This is a genomic window from Aeromonas sp. 2HA2, assembly GCF_029237345.1.
GTDB lineage: Bacteria > Pseudomonadota > Gammaproteobacteria > Enterobacterales > Aeromonadaceae > Aeromonas > Aeromonas salmonicida.
Genome location: NZ_JAACGB010000018.1, coordinates 50,606 through 75,478, shown reverse-complemented (window position 1 = coordinate 75,478; position 24,873 = coordinate 50,606). Strand labels below are relative to the sequence as shown.

Below are 24,873 nucleotides of genomic sequence, written 5' to 3'. Positions count from 1 at the left end.
GGCGTTGCCACGCCCCGGGTTATTTATCCACGTCAATTTTTGTTAACTACAAGCCCCTGACCTGCCGAAGCCTTTTATCTTGGCAAACTGAGCTAAATATTTTTCACCGAACTCATACTCCTGACTTGTTCAAGAAAATGAAGCTGAGCTAGTGAGCTCAGATCCAGATGCAGGCACCCCCCTGACTTTAAAAGTTTTTTGTGACAACCACCCTAGTAATTCAAATTTGTACGGAAGGCTCTATTAACAGATAGTATCGCCTTCCATATAATCACTGCTATCTTACTAACGAACATCTATTCTGCACTCGAGTAGTGAATGAAAGAAATAAAATATGACGCTCTACGTATGCAGGCCTCATTTTGTGATGGGGTATATTCACTGAACATTTCAATAACAAGTGGTTTCGCTGACTTCGTGGTTACAATCCCCTTGAGCCGCCCTGACTTCGAGGTTATAGAAAAAGACATAGAGCGTGCGGCTTTCCTTCAAGCTGCACTGCATGAGCCTTTTCAGCTTAGAGCAACGGCGCTTGATGAGGTGGAACTCCGGCGATACTTAGATGTGATTCTCCACGGTTCAAAACTCTACGTAGAAGACTTTTTGACCCAAAAGGATCATGATGTCGCTAATGGTGCAATTTCGAATATGGTTCGCATAACATGTGGGAGAGAACAGTCGCTAATGCGCCAAGGAAAATGGTTCAGCGAATGATTCCGTATCGGTGAGATAATATAATACGCCAAATACATTAACTGCATTGCTCTTGCGGCTTCGTTTTAACGAAAATACTGTGTACTACGGGTGTTAGGCCCGTAGGTTAGATTAGCCGTCAGGGGTAATCGGACGTTCGCGTAAATCCATTTCCCCGCTATAACGGCCACTCCCATTTCCTCTCTGCCAGATGCCACTGATTCACAGAAAATCCTGAACGGCGGCATCTCTGATGCCGAATATCAGGTGGGTGAAAATAGTGAAGAGCTGGCCGATGTGAAATTCTTTGAATCACTCTGGTATAGAGTGATTCAAAGATACGATTTAAGATAAAATGACCATGATGAAATTTCACCCTGACTATACTTATTAAACATCATTTACTAGATTGCTTTTGTCATAGGAACGCACCCTAATGAAAAACCTGAAGGATGCTCCCAAAATGTTTCCTTGCCTGCCTTGAAGCCTATGCTCTTATAGAATTCAACAGCATTAAGGGAAGACGAAAACTTCAATGTCTGTACACCAGCATTTTTTACTATATATTGCAGTTCATTAGCAATTTGCTTTCCGTACCCTTTTCCGATACTTCTAGGGTCAACGAATATAGATTCTAGAGTGCTATTTTTTTCATCAACAAAGCCAAAACCAACTAAATCCCCTTGTTCCTCTAGAACTATAGCCCCAAGACTAACTAATATTTCATCGAAACCTTCTGGCATTGGTGAATTGGCCCAGGCTGAAATTGCATCTGCAGTATAATGCGTTGCACAAACATTCAAAATTGCTTGTGTCCTAATATCCCATATCCTAGTCACATCGGACTTTTTAGCCTTACGAATAGATGGCATATACCCTCCTTGTACGTTTAATGTATTAGTACTTATGTGCTGGGCGTGATCGCGTCTTGGACTTGTACACTGCAACATTCATGTCAATTGATATTACGGATGCTTTCTATCGAAAGCAACGACTTATCCCGTAGGTTCGATTAGCCGTCAGGCGTAATCGGACGTCCGCGTAAATCGATACCCCCGCTATCACGGCCATCCATATTTCCCCTCTGCCAGATGCCGCCGGCTCACGGATACAACCGGGACAGCGGCATCTCGATCATCCGATTACGCTTCGCTAATCGAACCAGCATCGGACGGTAATAAACAAAAGAGCCGCCCTTATGGGCGGCTCTTTGTATCAGCTAATTATTGCCAAACTTTCACTCCGCCTTTGGCGGGGCAAGCAGCGGCTCTGCTGCGGCTTGTTCATCTTCTCTCACCCAGGCATCCAGCAGGGTGTAACCCACCGCCAGCACGACCGGGCCGATGAAGAGACCGATAATTCCCATGGTCAACAAGCCACCGATAACCCCCACCAGTATCAGGATGAGCGGTAAATCCGCTCCTCGTTTGATGAGGAAGGGACGCAGTATGTTGTCCATGGTGCCTGCAAACAGTGACCATACCAGCAGGAAGGTGCCCCAGGTGGTGTCACCGCTCCAGTAGAGATAACCGATACAGGCCAGCAATACAGGGAAGGGGCCGATCTGGGCCACGATCAGCAGGAACATCACCACCACCAGCACCATGGTGTAGGGGATGCCTGCAATCAGCAGGCCGATACCGGCCACGGATGATTGCACCAGAGCGGTCACCACGACGCCCATGGCCACGGCGCGGATCGCCTGGGAGGCGAGCACTGTGGCATTGTCACCGCGCTCGCCAGCAAGGCGGTGGGCGAAGCGGCGAATGCCGGTCGCCACCATCTCACCCGAGTGATAGAGCACGCCGCAGATCCCGACTGTCAGCAGGAAGTGCACGAACAGCAATCCCAGATTGCCTGCCTGGGAGGCGAGCCAGCGGGCTGTCTGACCGAAGTAGGGGGCCAGCTTGGTAAACAGTACCTGGCCGCCGCTCGCCAGGATCTGCTGCCAGAACTCATACAGCTTGGTGCCCACCAGAGGGACCTGTTGCAGCCAGAGCAGCTCGGGGGGCGGTGAGTGGCTGATGGTGGTGCCCAGCTCGATCAGCATGGGGGCTTGCTCCGCCACATTGGCCAGTGCCATGAACAGCGGAATAACGAACATCAGCAACAGTACCAGCGTCATGAAGAGGGCTGCCAGCATGCGCTTGCCCCATAGCAGGCGCTGTACCATCCGCATCAGTGGCCAGGTGGCTATGGTGATCATGGTGGCCCACACCAGTGCAGGCAGGAAGGGGCGCAGCACCATGAAGCACGAGATGATGAGAATGCTGAGAAACAGCACTCCCAGCGTGGTCTTGGCTAAATCCACTTTTTTCATATTCATAACAATCCCTTGTCGGAGCCGGAGCCCCTGGGTAACGGGTCAGAGTTCATGAGTGAGAGTATCCACCAGAGGCCGGCGCTCAGCCAGAGCCCCAGGCAACAATAGAGTAGCCACTGGCCCAGAAGAGTGAGTCTTGAGCTGGTCAGCCAGAGTGGCAGCGACCACAGCAGCGCCCCGAGGGGCAGGCCACCGAGCAGGGTAACCGTCAGCATTCGCAAGTATTGTGTCCGTGCGCGCGCCAAAGGTAGCAGCATGCCGAGCATCAGACCCAGGCTGAACATGGCAAGGCCAGCCAGGGCAGAGGATTGGATCCACCAGGCGGCCAGTGCGCAGGCAAAGGTCAGACAGCTCCAGCTCGGTAGCTTTGCTGAAATACTGGATAATCCGGCGTGAATTGCCAGCATCAGCGCGCCCAGCAGCAGTCCTGCCGCCACGTCCGAGAAGAAATGAACGCCGAGCCAGACCCGGGCCAACCCTGTCGTGGCAGCCAGCAAGAGTGCCAACGCTACGCTGCGCCAGGGATTGGCGGGCCAGCATAGCCTGAGCAGCACGCCCCAGAACAGCAGCGCCGAGGCAGCATGGCCGCTTGGCATGCCAAAGCCCTGTGCACCCTGTTGTGCCAGTGCGGGATCGAGGTGGAAGGGTCTGGGCCAGCCGATACCCTCCTTGGCCACGAGCACCATCAGTGTGAGGGTCAGCATGGCCAGCAACAGCTGACTCAGGCGAGGCCAGCCCAGCAGCGGCAGCAGCAAAGGTAACAGGGCAAGCTGAAACGCGGCTGAACCAAACAGATTGCTGGCATCAAGCCAGAGCGCGCCAGTACCGAGCCAGCTCTGCAACTGCCGGATCAGCGGTAGCTCTGCCCGGTGCAACTCGTTGCCGTCGGTACTGAAGTCGTGCAGCCACAAAACAGGGCTGTCGGGAATGTCGGCCAATCTGGGCGCCAACCAGTCGAGCTGCGCCGGGAAGCGGCGTTGTGCATGTGGCAACTGTGCCGGGTCGATCAGCCTTGCATTGAGTATTTCACCGCCGAGGTTGGGGGCCTGCATCAGTGAGACAAAACCCGAGCCTGTTTGTACCCTGATGGGTTGCAGGGCCTGGCAGGCGAACAGGACAGCTCCCTGCCATTGCCCCAATTCACCCCTGATCCGGCTTCGCAACCCTGTCTCTTCAAACAGCTCGCGCTGTGCGGCCTGCTGCGGTGTCTCGCCTGCATCTATGTAGCCCCCGGCCAGGCTGTAGCGGGAGGAGACCCTGTCCTGCACCAGCAGCAGTTGTTGCTGATGCTTGACCACGCAGACAGCGGCGGTGGGATCGGCTGAGGCTGGTTGCACCAGCAGCAGGGCACAAAGCAGTAAAAAACAGTAGCGAAACATGGCGCCTGAACTGTGGGTGTGGATGAGCGCAAGGGTCACAGAAATCAGATAGTTGGGCAATGATTTCATGTCTGGATGCCAGCTGATGGCGGGTTTGGTACACGGCAGCAAGGCGAGGAAGGATTGCCGTGGGGTGAGGCAGTCCCTAGTATTGGCAGCTATGTTATTTTCATGCAGCAAACCTTGGGACCTTCCATGAGACAGTTTGGTTTTTTTCTGGGCATTGCCATCGGTGTCATCCTGATACTGTTCGGCAGCATCGTTATCTTTCAGGCCTTGCCTGCCGCACTGGATGTGCTGGAGATGCCGAGCCGAATCCCGTTCGTGCGTGAGGTCTACACCTGGCTGATGACCAGTGCCAGCGGCCTGACCGGTCAGCTCGAACAGAACTTCCTGGAAGCATTCCAGACTGTGCTCAAGCTGATCCTGCTCATCACCTTCATGTGGGTCTGCGTCAAGCTGGTCAACATGGGGGTGCTGATCATCCGCGCCGGGGTGGATCTCATCCGCACCGCCATCGAGCACAGCGAAAGCACCCAGGCCAAGAAGTCCGAACACGACAGCCACTTCCAGTAACAGTGCGTTGCAATGAAACAGGCCACCTTCGGGTGGCCTGTTTGCATCTGTCTTCATTCAATCAGGGGCAGGTGATCCGCTGGCGGGGATTGCACCACATCCTGATAGCGGGCGATCAGCCGCTTGAACGCCTCCCCCTGTCTGACCTTGTCCAGCGCCTGTTGCAGGCGAGCGACCTGCTGCTTGTCGGCCGCCGGATTGAACGCGAAGCAGTTGTCCTGCTCTGCCAGGGTTGCGACGGTGACGAAGGTATCAGGTAGAAAACCCAGCTGTTTGGCTTGATGAAACAGCATCACCTCGTTGCCCGCCACCAGATCGGTGCGGGCCATGATGAGCTGGCGTACCACCTGATCCATCCGCTCCACCGACATCAGGTTGGCGGGGCTGATGCCCCGATTGAGCAGCAGTTGTTCCCCTACATCGGCCTGCATGACACCAATCTGCAATTTGGTCAGGTCGGCCTTGTTGCTGACGTTGGGGGCATCCCGTTTGCGGCCCACCAAGGAGACCCGGGAGTGGCTGATGGGACAAACCCAGAGGAAGTGAGGATCCCGCGCCAGCGTATGTGCCGTGGTGAACAACACTGCATCCGGTTGCTGGGTCAGCAGGTACCAGGCCTTGGCCCAGGGCATGAAGTGAATGGGTTGCTCCGGTTCCCCCATCTCCTGCCACATCAGCCTCAGCAGTTCGACCGCCAACCCTGTGCTGTTGCCCTGTTCATCCTGGCCGTTGAACGGCATGTTCTGCTCGGAATAGTAGGTGAATGCGGAGGCGGGCAGTGCAGCTCCGAGACAGCAGCAAATGATCAGGCTGAGCAGACGTGACATGACGGCACTCCTTGCGAAAATTATCTTAGGGGGCTATATCGAGAAGTTCATGGTTTCTGCTGCAAGGGGGTGATTCGCAGCACAATTCGGGAGAGAGGGAGGGAAAACAGGCCATCGTATGATGGCCTGTCCAGGTTATTTGAGCAGCGCTTCCATCTCTGCTTCGGCGGCGGCGCGCGCCTGCTCGCTCTGTCGCCGCGCCGCGTCGGCCTTGGCTGCCGCATCAAGGGTGGCCTTGCTGCTGCTCACAGCCTGCTTGGTGGATTCGGCGACGGCCTTGTTGGCCGGCTGCTGCGCCGTGGTAGTAGCGCTGCTGACGGCTTGCGTGGCGGGTTCGACAACGGCCTTGTTGGCTTGCTGTTGCGCCGAGGCGGTGGCGCTGCTGACGGCTTGCTTGGCGGGTTCGGCGACGGCCTTGTTGGCCTGCTGCTGCGCCGAGGCAGTGGCGCTGCTGACGGTTTGTTTGGCGGGGTCGGCGACGGCCTTGTTGGCCTGCTGCTGCGCCGAGGCAGTGGCGCTGCTGACGACTTGTTTGGTGGTATCGGCGACTGCCTTGTTGGCCTGTTGCTGCGCCGTGGCGGTGGCGTTGCTGACGACTTGCTTGGTGGTATCGGCGACTGCCTTGTTGGCCTGCTGCTGCGCCGAGGCGGTGGCGTTGCTGACAACTTGTTTGGTGGTATCGGCGACGGCCTTGTTGGCTTGCTGCTGCGCCGAGGCGGTAGCACTGTCCACCACCTGCTTGGTGGTATCAGCCATGGTCTTGCTGGCGCCTTGCTGTATTGAACCCAGCACATTGCCGAGTACAGAGGTGGTCGCTGTGGCCCCTGTCAGTACCTTGTTGGTATCGGTCAGAGCAGTGTTGGCACTGGATAGCGCGGTCGCAGCCGGTTTGGCTTGAGCCTGCCAGCCCTGCATCTCGGTTGGCCAGCTTGGTGTCGCTGCCGCCAGATTTTCGCCAAATACCTGAGGAGTTCCATCCCCCTTGAGCAGCATGACGGACATCTGGTTGGTTTGTGAGTTCCACACCATGCCAGCCTGCTTGGCTACATCCGGCATGGGGGCATAGCGGGAGACCACGTAGAACAGCGGGCCTTCCTGCTGCAGCTCGTTGGCTGTCTTGAGCAGTTGCATGGTGCTGTCGTAGTTGGGGCCCAGAATACTGGTCATCCGATCCTTGATGATGGGCTGTTCGAACAGATTGGCTTCGTTGGGATCGAAGCCCACCAGGGGTTTGAGCAGCGCCCACATCAGCTGGCTGGTCGGGCTCATCATCAACAGGGGGGCAACGCAGGCGGACAACATCAGGCTCAGGCAGGCCGCCTGGAGCAACGGCATGATACGCATTGGGATAATATCCAAATAACGATTTGATAAATAAGGTTATATTTGTCGATGGCTGACAAATCTACCGGGGTTTTCCTGCGCCGGTTTTGACGGGCGTGGGCAGGCGCTGGCAGGCTATCATACTGGGTCGGGAATGCCAGCCAGCGCTGGGCTTATTAATCAAGTTTGCGCCTGTTATGGTCGCCCGATACTGGTATCGCGCAAGGAGTGATGTCATGAATCGAATCAAGGGTGGGACGGCTTGCCTGTTGCTGGCCATGTTGGGGACGAGCGGCGTGGCAGCCGAACCGGTCAAGGTGACGCGGGCAGAGGTCGGGACCGAATGGGTGTTGCCGTTGGGATCGCTGCCGGAACGGATTTGCTGGTATCAGGATCAGAAGTATTCGCTGGGTGCCCGAATTCAACAGGGGAATCGCTGGCTGGAGTGTGGCCCGCAAAACGAGCAGGAGACCAATGGCCCACTGGCCTGGCGCTTGCCGCCTCAGGTGACGCCTGTGGCCAGGGTACCGTCGGATAGCGAGACAATTAGCCTGGGCCAGTGAGGCTTTTCTTGATCCAGCTAAAGACATGGACGTGATCTCTATCGCATAATGCGGCTCTTTCCTTCTCTTGGCTGGGACCTAAGAAATGGCTCGTCGCTCTTCCAATACTCAACGTCGTCGCAGTAACTGGTGGTATAAACGCCTGTTGGTACGGGAACGGGCAGAGCGCGAAGCGCGTTCCGTTCGGGATTGATACAGCATTGAAAACGGAGCCTAGGGCTCCGTTTTTTTATTTGCCATTTCAGCTGCAAGACTCGACGTGCGATGGATTCAGTCGTGGGCGGGTCGCTCTTCCTCCCTTTGCCATATCCAACGTCGTCGCAGTCACTGGTGGTATAAACGCCTGTTGGTACGGGAACGGGCAGAGCGCGAGGGCGCTGCGTTCGGGATTGATACAGCATTGAAAACGGAGCCTGGGGCTCCGTTTTTTTATTGCCGTTTCTGCTGCAAGACTCGACGTGCCGTGGGCTCAGAATTTATCCCGTGTACTGGGGTTGAAAGAAGGGGGCCCGCCGGCCCCCGTTCTTTTATTGCATCCTGGTCGCTTAGCGTTGCAGCGCAGCCAGTGCCAGCTCCACCCGCTTGGCGTACTCGGGGTCGGCCTGCTCAAGATGCCGGAGCTGGGCGACGACGATGGCGTCATCCTCCACGTTGATGAGGGAGCGTGCCATATTGGCGGCGAGGCGCGAGCGCTGCCCCTCATCCATGATGCGGAACAGCTTGCCCGGCTGGCTGTAGTAATCGCTGTCGTAGTCACGAAAATCGTAGTGCAGGGCAGCCCCTTCCAGACTCAAGGCCGGTTCGTGCTGCTCGCTCGGCTGCTGAGTTCCAAAGCGGTTCGGCTGATAGTTGGGGCTGGCGCCGCCATTGCTGTCGCTGCGCATGGCGCCATCACGATGGGCACCGTGGTGGAACGGGCAGCGCGGGGCGTTGACCGGCAGCAGACCGTGGTTGACCCCGAGGCGATAGCGCTGGGTGTCGCCGTAGGAGAAGAGCCGTCCCTGCAGCATGCGATCCGGCGAGAAGCCGATGCCGGGCACCACGTTGGCCGGGGTGAACGCCGCCTGCTCCACGTGGGCGAAGTAGTTGTCCGGGTTCTGGTTGAGCTCCAGTACCCCCACCGGGATCAGCGGATAGTCGCTGTGCGGCCACACCTTGGTGAGGTCGAACGGGTGGATCCGGTAGCTCTGGGCGTCGGCCTCCGGCATCACCTGCACATAGACCTTCCAGCGCGGGAAGTCGCCCCGCTCGATGGCATTGAACAGATCGGCCTGGCTGGTCTCTCTATCCTGACCGACGGCATTGGCCGCCTCTTCATCTGTGTAGAAGCTGTGGCCCTGCTCGGTCTTGAAGTGGAACTTGACCCAGAAGCGTTCGTTGGCGTCGTTGATAAAGCTGAAGGTGTGGCTGCCGTAGCCGTTCATCTCCCGCAGACTCTTGGGAATGCCGCGATCGCTGAACAATATGGTGACCTGATGCAGGGATTCCGGATGGCGTGACCAGAAGTCCCAGGCGGCGGTGGCGCTGCGCAGGTTGGTGCGCGGATCCCGCTTCTGGGTGTGGATGAAATCGGGGAATTTCAGCGGATCGCGGATGAAAAAGACCGGGGTGTTGTTGCCCACCAGATCCCAGTTGCCCTGCTCTGTGTAGAACTTGAGGGCGAAGCCGCGTACGTCCCGCTCGGCATCGGCAGCACCCTTCTCACCGGCCACGGTAGAGAAGCGCAGGAAGACCGGGGTCTGCTTGCCGATGGCGTTGAACAGGTCGGCCTTGCTGAACTGGCTGATGTCGTGGGTCACGGTAAAGGTGCCGTAGGCGCCCGAGCCTTTGGCGTGAACCACCCGCTCGGGAATGCGCTCGCGGTCGAAGTGGGCGAGTTTCTCCATCAACCAGATATCTTGCATCAGCACGGGGCCGCGCGGACCGGCGGTAAGGCTGTTGTTGTTGTCGACGACGGGGGCGCCGTTGGCACTGTGCAGTGTCTTGTCAGTCATGAATGTCTCTCCTTGTTGATAGGGGTCAGCCTACGGATCCCGCTCCTCATGGGCCAATGGGCCTTTCCTAGCCCTTTGATAGGTATCGCAAATGGGTATTGTGGGGGGATGACCCGGCACTGGTGATGAGGCATGATGAAAGTCAGCCAAAGGAGCCCCATATGCAGATCACCGTCCGTCATGCCGAACCCACCGATGCCCCCGCTTTGCGGGATCTCTATGCCATGCCTCATGCTCAGGCCGGTACTCTGCAACTGCCTTATCCAGCGTTGGGGGTCTGGCAGCAGCGGCTGGAAAACAGCGGTGTGGTGGCGCTGGTAGCGGAGGTGGATGGTCTGCTGGTGGGCCAGATCTCATTGCATATGGAGCCCAATCCCAGGCGCAAGCATGTGGCCTGTATCGGTATGGGCGTGCGAGATGACTGGGCAGGTAAGGGCATAGGTTCGGCCCTGCTGGGAGCCGTACTGGAAATGGCCGACAACTGGCTCAATCTGCGGCGCATCGAGCTCACCGTCTACCGCGACAACGCCGCTGCGCTGGCGCTCTATCGCAAGTTCGGGTTCGAACAGGAGGGGCTGGCTTGCGGTTATGCGTTTCGCCAGGGCGAGTATGTGGATGCGCTCTACATGGCCAGGATCCGCCCGTGATTGACTACCGTCGCAGACTCATCCCTGTGCTGCGGGCGCTGGAGCAGGATCCGGATCTCTCCATCGAGGCGCTGGCGGATCGGGCCTGCCTCTCCCTCTACCATTTCCACCGCGTGTTCACCGCAGTGGCGGGCGAGGCGCCGGGGAGATGTGTCGGCGCCTGCGCATGCAGCGGGCTGCCTGGCAACTCTGTTACACGGACGCCAGTGTCACGACCATAGCGCTGGGCACGGGGTTGGCCAGCTCCCAGGCGTTTGCCAAGGCATTTCGGCGTCACTACGGCTGCACGCCGGGGGAGTTTCGCCGGGACAAGAGCAAGAATGGACACCTGTTGAGCAAGGATGGACACGCCAGCGACAGGCTGCTCCCTTATGCTGAAGACCACTCATCAGCAAGGAGCAACACCATGAAAACCATCGAGATGGATGCCCGCACCCTGGCCTATATTCGCGTCACCGGCCCCTATGGCGAAGGGTATGACCCTGTCTGTGGTCAACTGCACCAGTGGGCTAGTGCGCGGGGTCTGGCGCAGGGGGAGTGGATTTTCATCTACCACGACAACCCGGAAGTCACGCCGCCGGCCCAGTGCCGCACCGACATAGGTGTGACCGTGCCGGCAGGCACGGTCGGGGCAGGGGAGGTCGAGATCCAGCTTATTCCCGCCGGTCGCTACGCCCAATCCCGCTATCTCATCACGGACCGCAGTCAGTACGGGCCGCGTTGGCAGGAGCATGTCGGCGATATCGTCGCCGCCGGGTTGGCGTTTGGTGACGGGCCCTGTTTCGAGCTATACCACAGCGTGAGCAATGACCCCTTGCGTGACGACGTCAGCTTCTGCTCCAGCGTTCAACGCTGAGGGGGCCGGGGCCGGGTACAGCAAAACGCAACATTGTGAGTGCAACAACGAGTGCAATCAAAGAGAGGAGCCGATATGGCTCCTCTCTTTGATTTCGTTCTGTGCAATGCCGCGCGCGCCGCGCAGTTAGCCCTGCTTCGGCAGGCGATCCTTGCGCGATTTCCACCACCAGCGCAGGCGCACCTGAGAGATGAGCATGCCTGCCAGCATCAGGGCACAGCCGACGATAGCCCGCTCATCGAGGATTTCGCCAAGCAGCAGCACACCGCCAATGGCGGCGAATACCGTTTCCAGACTGAGGATGATGGCTGCGTGGGCAGGATGGGCACCGCGCTGACCCACCACTTGCAATGTGTAGCCGACCCCGACCGACACCAGGCCGGCGTAAAGCAGCGCCTGCCACCCGGCCACGGCACCGCTGACAGTCGGCATCTCTATGGTGAAGGCGACGGCCAGGCTGAGCAGGCCGCACACCAGGAACTGCACACCCGCCAACCGGATCGGCGCGACCCGGCTCGAGTAGTGATCCAGCACCAGCAGGTGAATGGCCCAGAACAGGGCGCCCGCGACTTGCAGCAGGTCGCCATAGCCTATGGTGAAATCTTCGGTCACGCTGAGGTAATAGAGCCCCGCCATGGCGATGAGGGCGCCGACCCAGGTATTGGTCCCTGTCTTGTGACGCAGGGCCAGCCCGATCACCGGCACCAGTATGATGTAGAGACCCGTTATGAAACCCGCTTTGGCAGCCGTGGTATAGAGCAGCCCCACCTGTTGCAGGGAGGCGGCACTGAACAGCACGGCTCCGGCGAGCAGGCCCCCGGTCAGCAGCAGGCGACGATCTTCGGACTGACCCGCGGGCTGGCGAGACTTGAGCCACCACAGCAGTGGCAGCAGGGAGGCGGCGCCGAGCAGGAAGCGCAGGCCATTGAAGGTGTAAGGCCCCATGTGATCCATCCCCAGGCGCTGGGCGACGAAGCCCAGCCCCCAGATGGCGGCGGCCATCAATAACATCATGTTCGAACGCATACGGATTCATCCCTGAGAAAGTGGCGGGCACCCATCCTCACGGCGCCAGCCACCAAGATAACCGTGTGCGGGGGGATTTGTCTTTAGCGGCTCGCGAGTTTGGCTCGCCAGGGCGGATCAATGCGAAGAGAGAATGGCTATGCAGGATCCGTATCATCAGCTATCGCGGCTGAATGAAGACGGGCATCACATCAGCTATTGGCGAGGCTGGCCAGCAGAGGGATCAGGGCGAGCAGCAACAGATTGCCGCGCAGGATCCAGATCACCCAGAACTGCTGCTGGATGGAGACCATGGGGGCCCGGCCATGGCGCAGGGAGCGGCGCCAGCGATAGAAGAGGCGGCTGGGGTAGCCGAAACTGATGGCCATCAGGAAAAACAGCAGCAGCTTGGTGCGATAGCCGGGGTTGGCGAGCAGTATTGCGGGTTGGTCCGGGTGAGCGAGCACTTGCAAGACACCCGTGATGAAGATGAGTAGCAGGGCCAGCGCTGCCAGACCGTCGGCCAGCAACAGCTTGCGTACCTGCTCGATGGACATGCCGCGCCGGAACAGGAAATACTCGGAAGTGATCGCCCCTGTCAGGGTGATCACGGCGAAATAGTGCAGCGCCATCAGCAGGTCCGGGTTCAGCATCCGTGACAGATCCTTCTGATTAATAACATAGTGAGCTTCCTTTTGGACGCCATCCGGTCGGGCTGATATTCTGACATTACATCATGTCTGGTGGTAGAGGAGTCCTGTTTGGGCAAGCGAGTCGTCTCCAAGAAAACCTGGTCTCTGGTTGCCAGAATGCGGCTGGGTTTGCTGCTGCTGTTCATTCCCGTTTTGATGCTGGGCGGCATCTACTATCTGCACATGGAACGCAGCCTGCAAAACGAGTTGCAGCAGCGTCTGCTCGCCACCAATCACCAGCTGCGCCACGTCTTCATCGAGCCCTATCTCCACGAGATGGAACGACAGTTTACGCTGATCTATGACCAGGTGAAGGTCGAAGACATCAGCGGCCCTCGCCTGCACAACACAGAGTCCTACCTGAAGGCCTGGCAGCTTTACAAGGGGGTCATGGCTGATCTGATCTACATCTATGTCGGCACGGCCGAGCGCCAGATGCTGATCTACCCCGAATGGCAGGCAGATGCCCAGTTCGATCCCAGGGTTCGACCCTGGTATCAGCTGGCCAGCCAGCATGTGGGCGAAATGGTCTGGACCGAGCCCTACTACGACTACACCAATGGCAATCTGGTCATAGCGCTGGCGCGGGCCCTGACTGACCAGAGTGGCAAGGTGCGAGGGGTCTTTGCGGTCGATGCCATTCTGGCGCCTTTCTCGGCCCAGCTGAACCGGCAGGCGGACAATGGTTACCAGATGATCGTCAACCAGTCCGGCAAGGTGCTGGTACACCCGGATCCCGACCAGTTGCTCAAGCCCATGGACCATCCTCAATGGCTTTCCCGTTTCAATCGGGAGGACGGCATCTTTCTGGACAAGGATGCACAGCTGTTTGTGGCTTACAGCAAGTTGCCCGCGCGGAACTGGGTGCTCATCAGCGTGCAACCCGCGGCCAGTGTTCAGGAAACGGTCGACAGCGTCTCTCTCAACGTATTGCTGATGGTGGCGCTGGCCTGCGTGCTCTATGTGATGCTGGCGCTGGTGTGGTCCCGCTATTTTCGCCGCATGCTCAATGAGATTTCCTCCATGATCCGGGCCAGCCGGACCCAACCCGACGATGTGCCCCAGGGGGGAATGCAGGAGCTCAAGCATGTCTATGCCGAGCTGGCCGAGGCGGGCAAGGATTATCACGAGGCTCGCCAGCAGGCCAATCTGGACAAGCTGACCGGTCTCTACAACCGTCGTTTCTTCGACGAGCGTTTGAATCGCCTGCTGATTGAGCGCCAGCCCTTCTGTCTGGCCATGCTCGATCTCGATAACTTCAAGCTGGTCAACGACACCTATGGCCACCAGACCGGAGATGTAGTGCTCAAGCGAGTATCACAGCTGGGTATGCAACTGCTGGGGGATCACGGTTGGGTCTGCCGTTACGGCGGGGAAGAGCTGGTGGTGCTGATGGCGAATCCGGACATCCACTTCTGTCAGATGCTGCTGGAACAGTTTCGCAAGGGGGTGGAGTCACTGGATTGGCGTGAACCCGGCCTCAAGATCACCTTCAGTGGCGGGCTGGTGGCCAGTGGCGAGATAGCGCATGGCAAGACCCTGCTGGCGGTGGCTGACGCCGAGGTCTATCACGCCAAGCGCGATGGCAAGAACCGCATCTATCTGGGCAGCCTGCACGAAACGGTCGCCGAGAAGGGGAGCCCGCCCAACGACAGCGTGTTGAGCAACGAAGAGGCCTGAGGGCCTCTTCTTCATTCAGCTGGCCAGCTGCCAATGATTTAGCAGGCCAGTTGCCAGTCGAGGGTGGGCCAATCGTGTTCGGCGGCGACTTGCCGCAGGCCGGGGGCCGGATTGACCGCATGGGGGTGGGCCACGGCCTTCAGCAGCGGCAGATCGTTGTGGGAATCGCTGTAACCAAAGCTCTCCTGCCAGGGGGCTGCGTCTGTGGCAAACAGCTGGTTGATGCGTACTACCTTGCCCTCCTGAAAACTCAGGGTGCCGCGGGTCTGGCCGGTCAGCCGACCCTCCTCTTCATCCAGCAGTATGGCGACGCAGTGATCCATCCCCAGCATCTGCGCCATGGGTGCCACCAGATGCTCGCCGGAGGCCGAGATCAGCACTAGCGTGTCGCCACGCTGACGATGCCACTCGATGCGTGCCAACCCTTGGGGGTAGATCCGCTCCCGCAACACCTGCTCGGCGAAGTGGTGGCACTGCTGGCCGAGCCACTGGCGTGATTTGCCCACCAAGGGTTGCAGGGTGAACGCCATGTACTCCTGCATATCCATTTTGCCCTGATGGTAGAGGTACATCATGGCCTGCTCCTCGGCGATCATGCCCGCCGGGGCCAGCTCCTGAGCCACCATGTATTCCAGCCAGAGGCTGGCGGAATCCCCGGCAATCAGGGTCTCGTCCAAATCAAACAGTGCCAGCGCCATGCCTGCTCCTAGCTATCCATAACTGTGATGATTGACGGGCGGCATGTTGGCCGCTCGCCGATATAAATGGGGCGTAATCCATCGCTTATGCTACCTCACACAGCTGATCCCGGGCCACCGCCAGGGTCACGGCCGTGCCCACCGGCAACAGGTCGCGGGCCGAGCGATTGAGGGTATCCACCGTCAAGAGCCCCGCTTCGCACTCCACCTGATAGCGAATGATGTTGCCGAGCAACTGCTGCTGGCGAATGACGCCGGGCAGGCAGGGATCGAGGCTCTGCGCCCCCGCTGGCAGCAGGGTGATGGACTCGGGTCGCAGCGCCAGGGTGCCGCGAAAACGGGGGCCGAACAGTGACTTGGCCTGCTCGGGGGCCAGCAGGTTGTAGTGGCCGATAAAGCTCGCCACGAACTCGCTGGCGGGACGGGTGTAGATCTCTTCCGGCGTGCCGCTCTGGACGATGGATCCCTTGTTCATCAGGAACACCCGATCCGACATGGTCAGCGCCTCTTCCTGATCGTGGGTGACGAAGATGGTGGTGAGCTCGAGCCGCTGCTGGATCTCGCGGATCTGCAATCGCAGGCTGCGGCGGATGCGGGCATCCAGCGCAGAGAGAGGTTCATCCAACAGCAGGATCCGCGGCCGTACCACCAGGGCCCGGGCCAGGGCGACCCGCTGGCGCTGGCCGCCGGAGAGCTCACCCGGATAGCGGCGCTCGAAGCCATCCAGCTCCACCAGGCTCAAGGCCTCCTGCACGCTGGCGGCCAGCTCCCGTCCCGGCTGGGGCTTCATTTTGAGGCCGAAGGCCACGTTGTCCCACACCGTCATGTTGGGGAACAGGGCATAGCTCTGGAACACCATGCCGATGCCACGCTTCTGGGGCGCCTGCCAGGTGATGTCCTCACCGGCCACCCGTACCTGACCGCCATCGACCGGCGTCAGCCCGGCCAGCGCCCGCAGCAGGGTGGATTTGCCGCAGCCGGAGGGGCCGAGCAGGGTCACCAACTCCCCCTTGCGGATACCGAATTCGATCCCTTCGAAGACCTTGGTCTCGCCGTAGGATTTGTGCAGTTGGCTTACTTCTAGATGGAACATATGGGATCACCGATGGAATCTGTTCGCCGCCCAGGTGAGCAGCAGGGTCAACAGGAAATAGCTCATCACCAGCGCGCTGGTGAAGTGGCCCGAGGTGGCGCGCATGTTGTAGAGATAGACCTGCAGGGTTTCGTAACGGGTGCCCACCAGCATGTTGGCAAACACGAACTCACCGAGCAGGAAGGAGAGGGAGAGAAACAGCGCCGCCAGCAGCCCCTTGCGCAGATTTGGCAGCACCACCAGGGCGAAGGCGCGTGTGCTGCTTGCCCCCAGCAGGTGGGCAGCATCCATCAGATCCCGGAGCGGTACTCCCTGCAAGCTGTTTGCCAGGGCCCGATACATGAAGGGGAGCACCACTGTGAACCAGGTGCCTACCAGGATCCAGGGCGTGCCGATAATCGGCAGCGGGCCGTCGGCGTAGATCTGCAGCAACCCCACCGAGGAGACCACGGGCGGCACCGCAAAGGGGAGCAGGATCAGCAGGTTCATCCAGGGATCCAGCTTGGGGAAGTAGTAGGCCACCACCAGCACGGTGGGGACCAGCACCAGGGTGCCCAGCAGCAGGGTGGCGAAACAGACAAACAGGCTGCGGCCGAAGGCAGCCAGGAAGCGCGGGTCCCCCCACAGTTGCAGATACCACTCCAGCGTGAAGCCGTCCGGCATCAGAGTCGCCCCCCAGCGGGTGGAGAGGGAGTAGAGCAGGGTCGCCAGCAGTGGCAGCAGCAGAGTTGCCACCAGGATGCTCAGCACCCAGCGCGGCCAGCTTGGTTGGAGTTCACTCATGGGAATTTCCCTTCGCATGGTAGCTGCGCTTGAGCAGCCATTGATTTGCCGCCGTCACCACCCCCAGCAGCACCATCAGGATCACCGCCAGCGCCGCCGCCAGATTGGGTTCGAGGAAGATGTCGCCAGAGACCAGACTGGCCACCCGTATGGTCACCAGGTTGAAGTTACCCGTGGTGAGGGCATAGGCCGAGGCATAGGCTCCTACCGCATTGGCAAACAGTATGATGAGAGTACCGAGCAGTGCCGGCGTCAGCACCGGCAGCGCCACGTGCCACACATACTGCCTCTTGCTGGCCCCCAGCAGGGCGGCGGCCTGGGGCCAGTCATCCTGCAGTGCATCGAACGCCGGGTAGAGCAGCAGCAGGGCGAGGGGGATCTGGAAATAGGTGTAGATGAGGATGAGACCAGCCCCTGAGTAGAGGTTGAAACCGTCGATCCAGCCCCAGGATTTGAGCAGCAGTGTGATGGCGCCGTTGATGCCGAGAATGATGATGAAGGCGAATGCCAGCGGCACACCGCTGAAGTTGCTGGTCATGGTGATAAACGCCAGCAGGGCTCGCTTGACCCGCTCACCGCTCTGGCGCAGCGCCGCTGCCCCCAGGGTGCCGATGGCAAGCCCCGCCAGACTGGCGATACCGGCGATGCGCAATGAGTTGGTGAAGGATTGCAGGTAGAAGGGGGAGCTCAGGATCTCCCGGTAATGATCCAGGCCCCAGCCATCCGGAGTTTGAAAGCTGCCCACCAGCACCCACACCATGGGGGCGAGCTGGAACAGTATCATCAAGAGGAAAAACGGCAGCAGTACCAGCGCAGGCAGCCAGTGGCGACGGGCTTGACGCGGGATCACGGCTTGATTCGGCAGGATCCGGGTGGCAGCAGAGATCATCAGTGCACCTCGCGCAGGCAGGCAGCCTTGAGCAGCGGCAGGCCGCTAGGCTTGTCATGGGCAACGCCAAGCAAGTCGGCCATCAGGCCGCAGAGCTGGGTTTGTTGCAAGGCCGGTCCGGCAGGCCACTGGGCCACAAAGGCATCGCCAAACAGCCAGAGCGGCACAGTGCGCTCCTCAGGCAAGGTGCCGCCGTGGCTCAAGTCGTTGTTCATGCCGTGATCCGAGGTCACCAGTACCTGGTAGCCTTCCCCCAGCCACTGGGGCAGCAGATCGGCCAGCAGACTGTCCATGCGGCGTGCCTGGTTGCGGTACTGGCGCGAATCCAGGCCAAACTTGTGGCCCGCATCGTCCACTCCCATGGGGTGGATCAGCAGAAAATCGGGATCATGTTGGGTTCTGAGCCACTCGCCATCCATCAGCAGATGGCTGTCGGGGTAGCTGTCATCCCAGTAGAAGCAGCCGTGCTGGATCGGCAGCTGTGCGTCATGGGTATAGCGATCCCGCAACGCGAGCCAGGGAGTGCAGTTATAGAGCTCGCTCACCCAGTAATAGGCCGCGGCTGCCGTGCGTTTGCCGCCGGCTCGGGCGAGATGGAAGATGGATTCATGCTGGCTCAAGCGACTGACACCGTTGTGGGTGATGCCGCTGGCCACTGGCGGTACGCCGGTCAGGATGCACTCGTAGAGCGGCCGGGAGAGGGAGGGCAGGGCACAGCTCAGGGTCGTATATAAGCCGCGCTGTGCCTCGACTATGCCTGTGAGGTAGCCCATTGTGTGGGCTACCTCGGCAGACAGGCCATCCACAAGTACCACTATCACCTTGTGTTGCACTGGATACCCTTACTGCATGTTGATCATGACGGTTTCCTGCCACTGGCGCGGCAGGGCCTTGGAGCTCTGTTCCCAGGCGGCATGATCCTGCACCGGTTTGGCATTGGCATACTGCTCGGCAGGCAACAGCTTGGCTTTCACGTCATCCGGCAATACCACATTGCTGCGGATGGGACGGGCGTAGCCGCGGGCCAGGTTGATTTGACCTGCGTCCGAGAGGATGTATTCCCGCGCCAGCTTGGCGGCGTTGGGGTTCTTGGCCCACTTGTTGATGATGGTGGTGTAGCCGGCGATGACGGAGCCGTCGCTCGGGATAACCACATCAAACTTCTTGGGGTCTATCTTGTCGCGGTAGTTGAGCGCGTTGAAGTCCCACAGCACGCCCACTTCCACTTCACCCTTCTCGATATTGGCGATGGAAGGGTCGTTCAGGGAGAGGCGCCCCTGTTTGGCCAGCTGGCCGAACAGCTCGAGCGCGGGTTTCAGGTTTTTCTCGCTGCCGCCGGTGGCATAGGCAGCCGCCAGCACGCCGTTGTTGGCCTGGGAAGCGACGCCCACATCACCCAGGGTCACCTTGTAGTCACCGCCGAGCAGGGATTGCCAGCTGGTGGGGGCGGCCTTGACCAGATCCTTGTTGATGAGGAAGGCGATGGTGCCGGTATAGGCCAGCATCCAGTGACCGTCCGCATCCTTGGCCCAGTTTGGAATGTCTGCCCAGGTGGAGGGTTTGTAAGGCTGGGTAACTCCCTGCTTGACCGCGACCGGACCGAAGGCGCCGCCCACGTCACCGATGTCGGCGGTGGCGTTGGCCTTCTCGGCGGCAAACTTGGCGATCTCCTGGGCCGAGCTCATGTCGGTATCCTGATGCTTGATGCCGTAGATATTGCCCAGTTGCTGCCAGGTGTCCTTCCAGTTGGCCCAGCTGTCGGGCATGCCGATGCTGTGCAGCTGGCCTTCGCCGCGGGCGGCCTTCTCAAGATCCGCGATATTTTCGGCGGCAAACAGTGGTTGGCTGATGGCCACCAGGGCCAGTGCACTTGCGATCACGCTTTTCATCATCCCATCCCTCTGGACTAGGTCAGTTAAGGTTCGAGAGGGATGCTAGAGGGGGAATATGACGGTGGCGGGGCGTTTTGATGGCAGTTTGATGACAATTGGGCTGTCATGGCACTGTCATCCAGACGGGTTACAACTCAGGGCCAATAGACGCTGGTCTACTCCAGCGGTGAACAAACCTGAATGACCAGGGGATGTGACAGTGACTGAGTTGCGATTGAGCGAGCAGGGTATGGCCGCTGGCCGGAGCCCCTCCAAGTGTGAACAGATTTGCCAGACCCTGCGCCGCTATATCGGCAGCGGCCAGCTGGCGGCGGGGCAGCAGCTGCCCGCCGAACGGGCCTTGAGCGAGCGCTTTGCCACCACCCGCATCACCATCAAGGAGGCACTGTCGAGCCTGGAGGCGGATGGCCTTATCTACCGGGCCGAGCGGCGCGGCTGGTTCGTGGCACCGCCCAGACTCACCTATGATCCCGCTATCCATACCCATTTCCACCAGTGGATCGGCGAGCAGCAGCGTATCGCCGAGACCCGGGTACTGGCCCACGGCAGCGCCCTGGCCAGCAGCGAGTTGTGTCACTGGATGGGGCTGGATCCCTTCACGCCGCTTTACGAGATCCGCCGCTTGCGCCTGATCGACGATCGTCCCGTGCTCCATGTCAGCCACCATCTGCTGGCCAGCCGTTTTCCCGATATCGCCAGCGCGCCGCTGGCCAGCTCCCTCACCGAGCTTTATCAGCAGCGCTATGGCATAGGCCAGGGCGGGGCAAGCCTCGAGATCACCCCCTCGGCGGCACGGGGCGCCATAGCCCGCTCCCTCAATCTGGCGGAAGGGAGCCCTGTGCTGCGGCTGGTACGGGTCAACTATGACGAGAGAGGGGGGCTGGTGGATTGCGATATTGAACACTGGCGGCCGGATGCCATACGTATCTGTCTGGATACGCGGGCGCTGCATCCGATGGCAGCAAGACGGTCCGAATTGCCGCTATCGAGCTGACCAAATCAGACGGATCCCGCAGGATCCGCCGGGATCAGTTGTCGATATTTGGGATCAGATCGTCGAAGCTCTGATAGCCGCAGTCCGCCAGCTGCAGCGACATTGTGTAGGTCTTGCTGCCCTCCCGCTGGCCGATGGCGGGGCGGTTGAGCTTGAGTTCCTGATGCCAGTACTCCTTCATCCGCTCGATCAGTGCCATGGCCTCGCTCTCGTCCAGATGAAGCTGGCACAGCGCCATGTAATTGTTGGACTTGTGCATGTTCTCCACCAGATAGTCCCCCAGCACCGACATGGCCTGGCGTGCCTGCTGGCGGGCGAAGCGACTGTGTTGCTCGAAGCTGATGCGCTCGCTGATGAGGAAGTGGTAGCTGTTGTCGATGCCGAGCTGCAAGATGCCGAGCTTCTCCAGCTTGCGCAGGTAGAGGTAGCAGGAGGCATCGGTCAGGCTGTACTCCCGCTTGAGATCGATCAGGGTCTTGTCGCGCCAGAAGATGTTGGCGAGAAAGGCATAAAGCCCCGGCTCCTTGTGAAACGCCTCGTCCTGCTCCTGGGTGAAGACGGCCCGGCGGCTCTGGGCATCCTGAGTGCGATCCAGCAGCTCCTCGAACGAGAGTCCCACCAGGTGGCAGATCTCCAGCAGGGTATCGAACGGCAGGGAGGGCTTGTTCATCATGCGTTTGACGGTGGCGATGGAGACGCCCATGGCTTCTGCCAGGGTCTGATAGCGGATCCCCTTGTCGGTCAGGGTCTTCTTCAGGGTGTCGAGAATGTGGTTGGCCAGGGTCTGGCTATAGGTCATGCAACTATTCCTTTATCTGCATCTTTATGTTGTGTCAGAAACTGAGTTCTTTTCTGGTTATGGGCTCAGATATTGACACTTAAAAAAACCAGAGGAAATAAACCCGTTGAAAACGATTGAAATGGCCAGACCAGTTAGCGATGAAGGTTGCAGATAGTGATACTCAGCGGTGCATATCCTTCAACCGTTCAAAATTTTACTGGTGATGCATAAAACATCGCGCATAATTCAAAACGAATCGGATTCAAGACCTTCCTGGTTGAGAAAACGATTGTTTGCTTCCAATTTAAGGGTTTTTTAAACCGCAAGGTTTTTATTCTTTCCTGGCATTGAGCGGAACTCGCAAGAGGTCCGCTTTTTTTCTTTTCCCCGAATTTGAGCCCGCCGTCAAGCAGAGGCGAGCGCCGCCTCCGTTTGTCATGCTGAGTGTTCCCTGTCTTACTCTCCCTTGCAGGGAAACAGTTTGGGGATCTCCCGCACCAGCCAGCTCTTGGCCTTGCCCATGGTATCGCGCCGCCAGGCCAGCACGACCTGGATCTGGTGACGATATTCGGGGCTGATCACCTTGAGCCGACCGGCCTTGATATCCTCTTCTATCCAGCTCAGTGGCATGGTGCCGACGCCGATCCCCGCCAGCAGGGCATCACGCTTCTCTGTCATTGTGCTGACGGTGAGGCGTGGCTGTTTGTCGAGCAGGCGATAGGTGAGCACGGGTTTGCGCAGTGCAGAGTCGGCTACCGCTATGGCGCGGTAGCGGCGCAGTGTCTCGTCCGCCAGGGGCTCGGGCTCCCGGTGCAACGGGTGATCCGGGTGGGCGACATAGAGCATCACCTCTTCCTGCAGCGCCTGATGCTTGATGCCGGTCATCATGATGTCAGGGTTGAGAGAGGAGATAAGCAGGTCTGCGCGGCCATCTTCCAGACACTCCCAGCTGCCCGCCAGCACTTCGGCGCGAAACCTCAATCGGGTATCCGTCAACTCGGCCAGTCTTTCAACCAGGGGATAGAGCGCCTGCACCGGCACCAGGGCATCAACGGCTATGGTGATGTCGGTTTCCCAGCCCCGGGCCAGCGCCCGGGTTTCGCCCACCAGATGTTCGGCCGCCTCCAGCAGTACCCGGCCCCGCTCCAGCAGCATGCGGCCGGCCGGGGTGAACTTGGTTCTGTGGCCGCTGCGATCAAACAGCATGGCGTCCAGCTCGTCTTCCAGCTTCTGTACCGTGTAGCTCAGCGCCGAGGGGACCTTGCCCAGCTCGTCGGCGGCCGCCGCAAAGCTGCCGCGGCGATCGATGGCGTCCAGCACCCGGATCGCCTCCAGGGTCAGCGCCCGTTCCTTGTTCGATTCCTTGGCCATTTCATACCTTCAATTTTTTTGAACATGTTTGCCAGTTTATCTCGCTAACAACTTAGGCCAAGTCACTTTAATATTCAATCAACGCTTAGGCAGGAAGGCCGAGCGGCCAAATAAAAGGTAGTTCCGGGCTGTGACATCGTAAATCAGGATGTCTGACTTCGGTGAAAGAACAACACACTATTTGAATAACCTCTTGCACGGATGCATTGATTCTGGCCAAACCGGCCCAGGCAATGACACAAAAACCAAGAGAGTAAATGAACATGAAAAACGTAATCAAGATGTTGGCCGTTGCAGGCCTGATGACTGCAGGTTTTGCACAGGCTTCTGTTCCTGCCGACCTCAATGCCGCACCGGGCGTGCTGTTTGTAAACTGGCATGCAACCGCTGCGATGGATGGCAAGGCCAACCCCATGCTGGAAGTGCGCGATGAGTCCGGTGATCTGGTTGCCTCTGTCCACGCCAATCTGATGGGCGCTCAGCAGGTGAAGATACCAAGCCGCACTCAGGGCAACCTGACCGTCAGCCTGGGTGATCAGAGCAGTGACTACCGCATCCCGTTCGGTCTGGGTGACGGCCGCCAACGTTAATCGACCTATTTGGTACGTGAGGAGCACACCATGATGCAATTGAGAGCCGCAGAAGCGCGTGGCAAGGCCAACTTCGGCTGGCTGGATGCGCGCCACAGTTTTTCGTTCGGGCACTACTATGACCCGGACTGGATGGGACACTCGGTGCTGCGGGTCATCAACCAGGATCTGGTGTCACCCGGTGGCGGCTTCGCCACTCATCCTCACGCCAACATGGAAATTCTGACCTGCGTGCTGAGCGGCACCATAGAGCACAAGGACAGCCTCGGCCACGCCGAGCAGATACCGGCAGGGGATTTCCAGCTGATGAGCGCAGGGTCCGGCATCCGGCACAGCGAGTACAACCCCTCGCAGACGGAGCCGCTCTCCCTGTTGCAAATCTGGATCGAGCCGAACGAACACGGCACGGCCCCCGGTTATCAGCAGAAGAAGATTGAAGCCAACCCGGGATTGACGCTGGTCGCATCACCGGATGGCGAAGCAGGATCCTTCAGGATCCGCCAGCAGGCCCGCGTATGGCAGTTGCAGCTCGAACCCGGTGAGAGTCTCACCTGGGCGCTGGCTGGCCGACACGGTTACCTGCAGATGATTTCAGGGGAGCTGACCGCCAACGGTCTGGCTGCCCGACCCGGCGACGGGGTACTCAGTCGTGATGAACCCAAATGGGATCTGGTGGCAACGAGTGCCAGCCAAGCCCTGTTATTTGACCTACCCTGAAGCAGTCAGCGGTGATTTGACGTAAAACGAGGAATTTGAAATGGACAAGATGAAAGATATGGCACTGCTGGTGGGTCGTGTACTGCTGGCGCTGATGTTTGTGATGGCAGGCTGGAGCAAGATCGGTGGTTATGCCGGTACTCAGGGTTATATGGAAGCCATGGGCGTGCCCGGGTTCATGTTGCCGCTGGTGATCTTGCTTGAGCTGGGTGGTGGTCTGGCGGTGGTTTTGGGCCTGTTTACCCGCAGCATCGCCGTATTGCTGGCCGGTTTTACCCTGATGGCCGCCTTTATTTTCCACTATCAGCCTGCGGATCAGATGCAGATGTTGATGTTTATGAAGAACGTCTCGGTGGCCGGTGGTTTCCTGGCCCTGGCGGCGGCCGGTGCAGGGGCGTTCAGTCTGGATGCCCGCCTCGGCAAGAACTGGTAATACCCTGAAGGTTCAAGTTTTCCAACGCCTTTTAGCCGGTGCAACTGCACCGGCTTTTTTGTGCCCGGGACAAA

General features: G+C 59.2%; 25 protein-coding genes and 1 pseudogene. 10 read left to right on the top strand and 16 right to left on the bottom strand.

Annotation, left to right across the window (positions count from 1 at the left end; translation table 11 throughout):
• Window positions 1–318 precede the first annotated feature (318 nt).
• Window positions 319–714 (top strand): hypothetical protein, encoded by a 396-nt coding sequence (locus GWQ29_RS19265; protein WP_139461573.1) that lies wholly within the window; start codon window positions 319–321, stop codon window positions 712–714.
• 383 nt (window positions 715–1,097) lie between these two features.
• Here GWQ29_RS19265 and GWQ29_RS19260 read toward each other — a convergent pair whose 3' ends face one another.
• The 3 genes from GWQ29_RS19260 to GWQ29_RS19250 form a co-directional block, all read right to left on the bottom strand.
• Window positions 1,098–1,565, bottom strand: a complete 468-nt coding sequence (locus tag GWQ29_RS19260) for a GNAT family N-acetyltransferase (RefSeq protein ID WP_275920101.1) — start codon at window positions 1,563–1,565, stop codon at window positions 1,098–1,100.
• 365 nt (window positions 1,566–1,930) lie between these two features.
• Entirely contained in the window at window positions 1,931–3,019 is a 1,089-nt protein-coding gene (gene ydiK, locus GWQ29_RS19255) for an AI-2E family transporter YdiK (protein ID WP_059169392.1), read from the bottom strand.
• A complete protein-coding gene (locus GWQ29_RS19250) occupies window positions 3,016–4,395 on the bottom strand; it encodes a phosphatase PAP2 family protein (RefSeq protein WP_275920108.1) in 1,380 nt (459 codons plus the stop codon). The genes ydiK and GWQ29_RS19250 overlap by 4 nt, the downstream gene beginning before the upstream one ends.
• Before the next feature lie 195 nt (window positions 4,396–4,590).
• Between GWQ29_RS19250 and GWQ29_RS19245 the strand changes: the two genes are divergently transcribed.
• Complete coding sequence (locus GWQ29_RS19245) at window positions 4,591–4,971, top strand: hypothetical protein (RefSeq protein ID WP_181455349.1); 381 nt, start codon at window positions 4,591–4,593, stop codon at window positions 4,969–4,971.
• 53 nt (window positions 4,972–5,024) lie between these two features.
• On the opposite strand, the gene GWQ29_RS19240 is transcribed toward GWQ29_RS19245, so the two are convergent.
• Together GWQ29_RS19240 and GWQ29_RS19235 are read right to left on the bottom strand one after the other, a co-directional pair.
• Complete coding sequence (locus GWQ29_RS19240) at window positions 5,025–5,798, bottom strand: transporter substrate-binding domain-containing protein (RefSeq protein ID WP_275920100.1); 774 nt, start codon at window positions 5,796–5,798, stop codon at window positions 5,025–5,027.
• A 135-nt stretch (window positions 5,799–5,933) separates the two neighbouring features.
• Window positions 5,934–7,142 carry a hypothetical protein gene (locus tag GWQ29_RS19235; RefSeq protein WP_275920099.1) on the bottom strand — a complete coding sequence of 403 codons (1,209 nt, stop codon included), beginning with the start codon at window positions 7,140–7,142 and terminating at the stop codon, window positions 5,934–5,936.
• Window positions 7,143–7,357: 215 nt separating this feature from the next.
• Between GWQ29_RS19235 and GWQ29_RS19230 the strand changes: the two genes are divergently transcribed.
• On the top strand, window positions 7,358–7,684 hold the full coding sequence (locus tag GWQ29_RS19230; RefSeq protein WP_212541016.1) for a YnjH family protein: 327 nt from the start codon (window positions 7,358–7,360) through the stop codon (window positions 7,682–7,684).
• A gap of 545 nt (window positions 7,685–8,229) precedes the next feature.
• On the opposite strand, the gene GWQ29_RS19225 is transcribed toward GWQ29_RS19230, so the two are convergent.
• A complete protein-coding gene (locus tag GWQ29_RS19225) occupies window positions 8,230–9,678 on the bottom strand; it encodes a catalase (protein ID WP_275920098.1) in 1,449 nt (482 codons plus the stop codon).
• A 161-nt stretch (window positions 9,679–9,839) separates the two neighbouring features.
• On the opposite strand from GWQ29_RS19225, the gene GWQ29_RS19220 reads away from it, so the two are divergent.
• Both GWQ29_RS19220 and GWQ29_RS19215 read left to right on the top strand, forming a co-directional pair.
• Window positions 9,840–10,325, top strand: coding sequence for a GNAT family N-acetyltransferase (locus GWQ29_RS19220; protein ID WP_131730343.1), 486 nt, complete (start codon window positions 9,840–9,842; stop codon window positions 10,323–10,325).
• Window positions 10,322–11,181 (top strand): annotated as a pseudogene (locus tag GWQ29_RS19215) (AraC family transcriptional regulator). Before GWQ29_RS19220 ends, GWQ29_RS19215 begins: the two are co-directional and overlap by 4 nt.
• Window positions 11,182–11,307: 126 nt before the next feature.
• Here GWQ29_RS19215 and GWQ29_RS19210 read toward each other — a convergent pair.
• Together GWQ29_RS19210 and GWQ29_RS19205 are read right to left on the bottom strand one after the other, a co-directional pair.
• On the bottom strand, window positions 11,308–12,207 hold the full coding sequence (locus tag GWQ29_RS19210) for a DMT family transporter (RefSeq protein ID WP_219614942.1): 900 nt from the start codon (window positions 12,205–12,207) through the stop codon (window positions 11,308–11,310).
• Between the two features lie 191 nt (window positions 12,208–12,398).
• Entirely contained in the window at window positions 12,399–12,839 is a 441-nt protein-coding gene (locus GWQ29_RS19205; protein ID WP_275920097.1) for a DUF2214 family protein, read from the bottom strand.
• A gap of 108 nt (window positions 12,840–12,947) precedes the next feature.
• Between GWQ29_RS19205 and GWQ29_RS19200 the strand changes: the two genes are divergently transcribed.
• Entirely contained in the window at window positions 12,948–14,558 is a 1,611-nt protein-coding gene (locus GWQ29_RS19200) for a sensor domain-containing diguanylate cyclase (protein ID WP_265462715.1), read from the top strand.
• Between the two features lie 38 nt (window positions 14,559–14,596).
• Here the strand turns inward: GWQ29_RS19200 and GWQ29_RS19195 are convergent, their stop codons facing one another.
• The 6 genes from GWQ29_RS19195 to GWQ29_RS19170 all read right to left on the bottom strand — a co-directional run bounded on the left by GWQ29_RS19195 (window position 14,597) and on the right by GWQ29_RS19170 (window position 19,910).
• Complete coding sequence (locus tag GWQ29_RS19195) at window positions 14,597–15,256, bottom strand: HAD family hydrolase (protein ID WP_275920096.1); 660 nt, start codon at window positions 15,254–15,256, stop codon at window positions 14,597–14,599.
• Between the two features lie 85 nt (window positions 15,257–15,341).
• Window positions 15,342–16,349 (bottom strand): ABC transporter ATP-binding protein, encoded by a 1,008-nt coding sequence (locus tag GWQ29_RS19190; protein ID WP_005316635.1) that lies wholly within the window; start codon window positions 16,347–16,349, stop codon window positions 15,342–15,344.
• Between the two features lie 6 nt (window positions 16,350–16,355).
• Window positions 16,356–17,132: an ABC transporter permease subunit gene (locus tag GWQ29_RS19185; RefSeq protein WP_059113360.1), complete on the bottom strand. Its 777-nt coding sequence runs from the start codon at window positions 17,130–17,132 to the stop codon at window positions 16,356–16,358.
• A complete protein-coding gene (locus GWQ29_RS19180; protein ID WP_265434489.1) occupies window positions 17,125–18,021 on the bottom strand; it encodes an ABC transporter permease subunit in 897 nt (298 codons plus the stop codon). The genes GWQ29_RS19185 and GWQ29_RS19180 overlap by 8 nt, the downstream gene beginning before the upstream one ends.
• Entirely contained in the window at window positions 18,021–18,854 is an 834-nt protein-coding gene (locus tag GWQ29_RS19175; protein WP_275920095.1) for an alkaline phosphatase family protein, read from the bottom strand. Before GWQ29_RS19175 ends, GWQ29_RS19180 begins: the two co-directional genes overlap by 1 nt.
• Before the next feature lie 9 nt (window positions 18,855–18,863).
• Window positions 18,864–19,910, bottom strand: coding sequence for an ABC transporter substrate-binding protein (locus GWQ29_RS19170; protein ID WP_169047640.1), 1,047 nt, complete (start codon window positions 19,908–19,910; stop codon window positions 18,864–18,866).
• Window positions 19,911–20,142: 232 nt separating this feature from the next.
• Here GWQ29_RS19170 and GWQ29_RS19165 point away from each other — a divergent pair, with 232 nt between their 5' ends.
• Entirely contained in the window at window positions 20,143–20,907 is a 765-nt protein-coding gene (locus GWQ29_RS19165; protein ID WP_265462719.1) for a UTRA domain-containing protein, read from the top strand.
• Window positions 20,908–20,941: 34 nt separating this feature from the next.
• On the opposite strand, the gene GWQ29_RS19160 is transcribed toward GWQ29_RS19165, so the two are convergent.
• Both GWQ29_RS19160 and GWQ29_RS19155 read right to left on the bottom strand, forming a co-directional pair.
• A complete protein-coding gene (locus GWQ29_RS19160) occupies window positions 20,942–21,706 on the bottom strand; it encodes a helix-turn-helix transcriptional regulator (RefSeq protein WP_005316617.1) in 765 nt (254 codons plus the stop codon).
• 438 nt (window positions 21,707–22,144) lie between these two features.
• A complete protein-coding gene (locus tag GWQ29_RS19155) occupies window positions 22,145–23,059 on the bottom strand; it encodes a LysR family transcriptional regulator (protein ID WP_017411874.1) in 915 nt (304 codons plus the stop codon).
• 257 nt (window positions 23,060–23,316) lie between these two features.
• On the opposite strand from GWQ29_RS19155, the gene GWQ29_RS19150 reads away from it, so the two are divergent.
• Genes GWQ29_RS19150 through GWQ29_RS19140 form a run of 3 tightly spaced genes read left to right on the top strand, consistent with a single transcriptional unit; the run spans window position 23,317 to window position 24,799 of the window.
• On the top strand, window positions 23,317–23,649 hold the full coding sequence (locus GWQ29_RS19150) for a hypothetical protein (RefSeq protein WP_017411873.1): 333 nt from the start codon (window positions 23,317–23,319) through the stop codon (window positions 23,647–23,649).
• Window positions 23,650–23,679: 30 nt separating this feature from the next.
• Window positions 23,680–24,366, top strand: a complete 687-nt coding sequence (locus GWQ29_RS19145; RefSeq protein WP_021139925.1) for a pirin family protein — start codon at window positions 23,680–23,682, stop codon at window positions 24,364–24,366.
• A 40-nt stretch (window positions 24,367–24,406) separates the two neighbouring features.
• Entirely contained in the window at window positions 24,407–24,799 is a 393-nt protein-coding gene (locus tag GWQ29_RS19140; RefSeq protein WP_005316605.1) for a DoxX family protein, read from the top strand.
• The last annotated feature ends 74 nt before the right edge of the window (window positions 24,800–24,873 follow it).

Bases quoted from the DNA above. Each gene is read 5' to 3' on its own strand.
- GWQ29_RS19170 (WP_169047640.1), bottom strand. From the start codon at position 19,910: ATGAAAAGCGTGATCGCAAGTGCACTGGCCCTGGTGGCCATCAGCCAA.
- GWQ29_RS19185 (WP_059113360.1), bottom strand. From the start codon at position 17,132: ATGAGTGAACTCCAACCAAGCTGGCCGCGCTGGGTGCTGAGCATCCTG.
- GWQ29_RS19265 (WP_139461573.1), top strand. From the start codon at position 319: ATGAAAGAAATAAAATATGACGCTCTACGTATGCAGGCCTCATTTTGT.
- GWQ29_RS19155 (WP_017411874.1), bottom strand. From the start codon at position 23,059: ATGGCCAAGGAATCGAACAAGGAACGGGCGCTGACCCTGGAGGCGATC.
- GWQ29_RS19220 (WP_131730343.1), top strand. From the start codon at position 9,840: ATGCAGATCACCGTCCGTCATGCCGAACCCACCGATGCCCCCGCTTTG.
- GWQ29_RS19225 (WP_275920098.1), bottom strand. From the start codon at position 9,678: ATGACTGACAAGACACTGCACAGTGCCAACGGCGCCCCCGTCGTCGAC.
- GWQ29_RS19160 (WP_005316617.1), bottom strand. From the start codon at position 21,706: ATGACCTATAGCCAGACCCTGGCCAACCACATTCTCGACACCCTGAAG.
- GWQ29_RS19250 (WP_275920108.1), bottom strand. From the start codon at position 4,395: ATGTTTCGCTACTGTTTTTTACTGCTTTGTGCCCTGCTGCTGGTGCAA.
- GWQ29_RS19150 (WP_017411873.1), top strand. From the start codon at position 23,317: ATGAACATGAAAAACGTAATCAAGATGTTGGCCGTTGCAGGCCTGATG.
- ydiK (WP_059169392.1), bottom strand. From the start codon at position 3,019: ATGAATATGAAAAAAGTGGATTTAGCCAAGACCACGCTGGGAGTGCTG.
- GWQ29_RS19190 (WP_005316635.1), bottom strand. From the start codon at position 16,349: ATGTTCCATCTAGAAGTAAGCCAACTGCACAAATCCTACGGCGAGACC.
- GWQ29_RS19240 (WP_275920100.1), bottom strand. From the start codon at position 5,798: ATGTCACGTCTGCTCAGCCTGATCATTTGCTGCTGTCTCGGAGCTGCA.
- GWQ29_RS19145 (WP_021139925.1), top strand. From the start codon at position 23,680: ATGATGCAATTGAGAGCCGCAGAAGCGCGTGGCAAGGCCAACTTCGGC.
- GWQ29_RS19230 (WP_212541016.1), top strand. From the start codon at position 7,358: ATGAATCGAATCAAGGGTGGGACGGCTTGCCTGTTGCTGGCCATGTTG.
- GWQ29_RS19245 (WP_181455349.1), top strand. From the start codon at position 4,591: ATGAGACAGTTTGGTTTTTTTCTGGGCATTGCCATCGGTGTCATCCTG.
- GWQ29_RS19210 (WP_219614942.1), bottom strand. From the start codon at position 12,207: ATGCGTTCGAACATGATGTTATTGATGGCCGCCGCCATCTGGGGGCTG.
- GWQ29_RS19140 (WP_005316605.1), top strand. From the start codon at position 24,407: ATGGACAAGATGAAAGATATGGCACTGCTGGTGGGTCGTGTACTGCTG.
- GWQ29_RS19260 (WP_275920101.1), bottom strand. From the start codon at position 1,565: ATGCCATCTATTCGTAAGGCTAAAAAGTCCGATGTGACTAGGATATGG.
- GWQ29_RS19195 (WP_275920096.1), bottom strand. From the start codon at position 15,256: ATGGCGCTGGCACTGTTTGATTTGGACGAGACCCTGATTGCCGGGGAT.
- GWQ29_RS19205 (WP_275920097.1), bottom strand. From the start codon at position 12,839: ATGCTGAACCCGGACCTGCTGATGGCGCTGCACTATTTCGCCGTGATC.
- GWQ29_RS19180 (WP_265434489.1), bottom strand. From the start codon at position 18,021: ATGATCTCTGCTGCCACCCGGATCCTGCCGAATCAAGCCGTGATCCCG.
- GWQ29_RS19235 (WP_275920099.1), bottom strand. From the start codon at position 7,142: ATGCGTATCATGCCGTTGCTCCAGGCGGCCTGCCTGAGCCTGATGTTG.
- GWQ29_RS19165 (WP_265462719.1), top strand. From the start codon at position 20,143: ATGGCCGCTGGCCGGAGCCCCTCCAAGTGTGAACAGATTTGCCAGACC.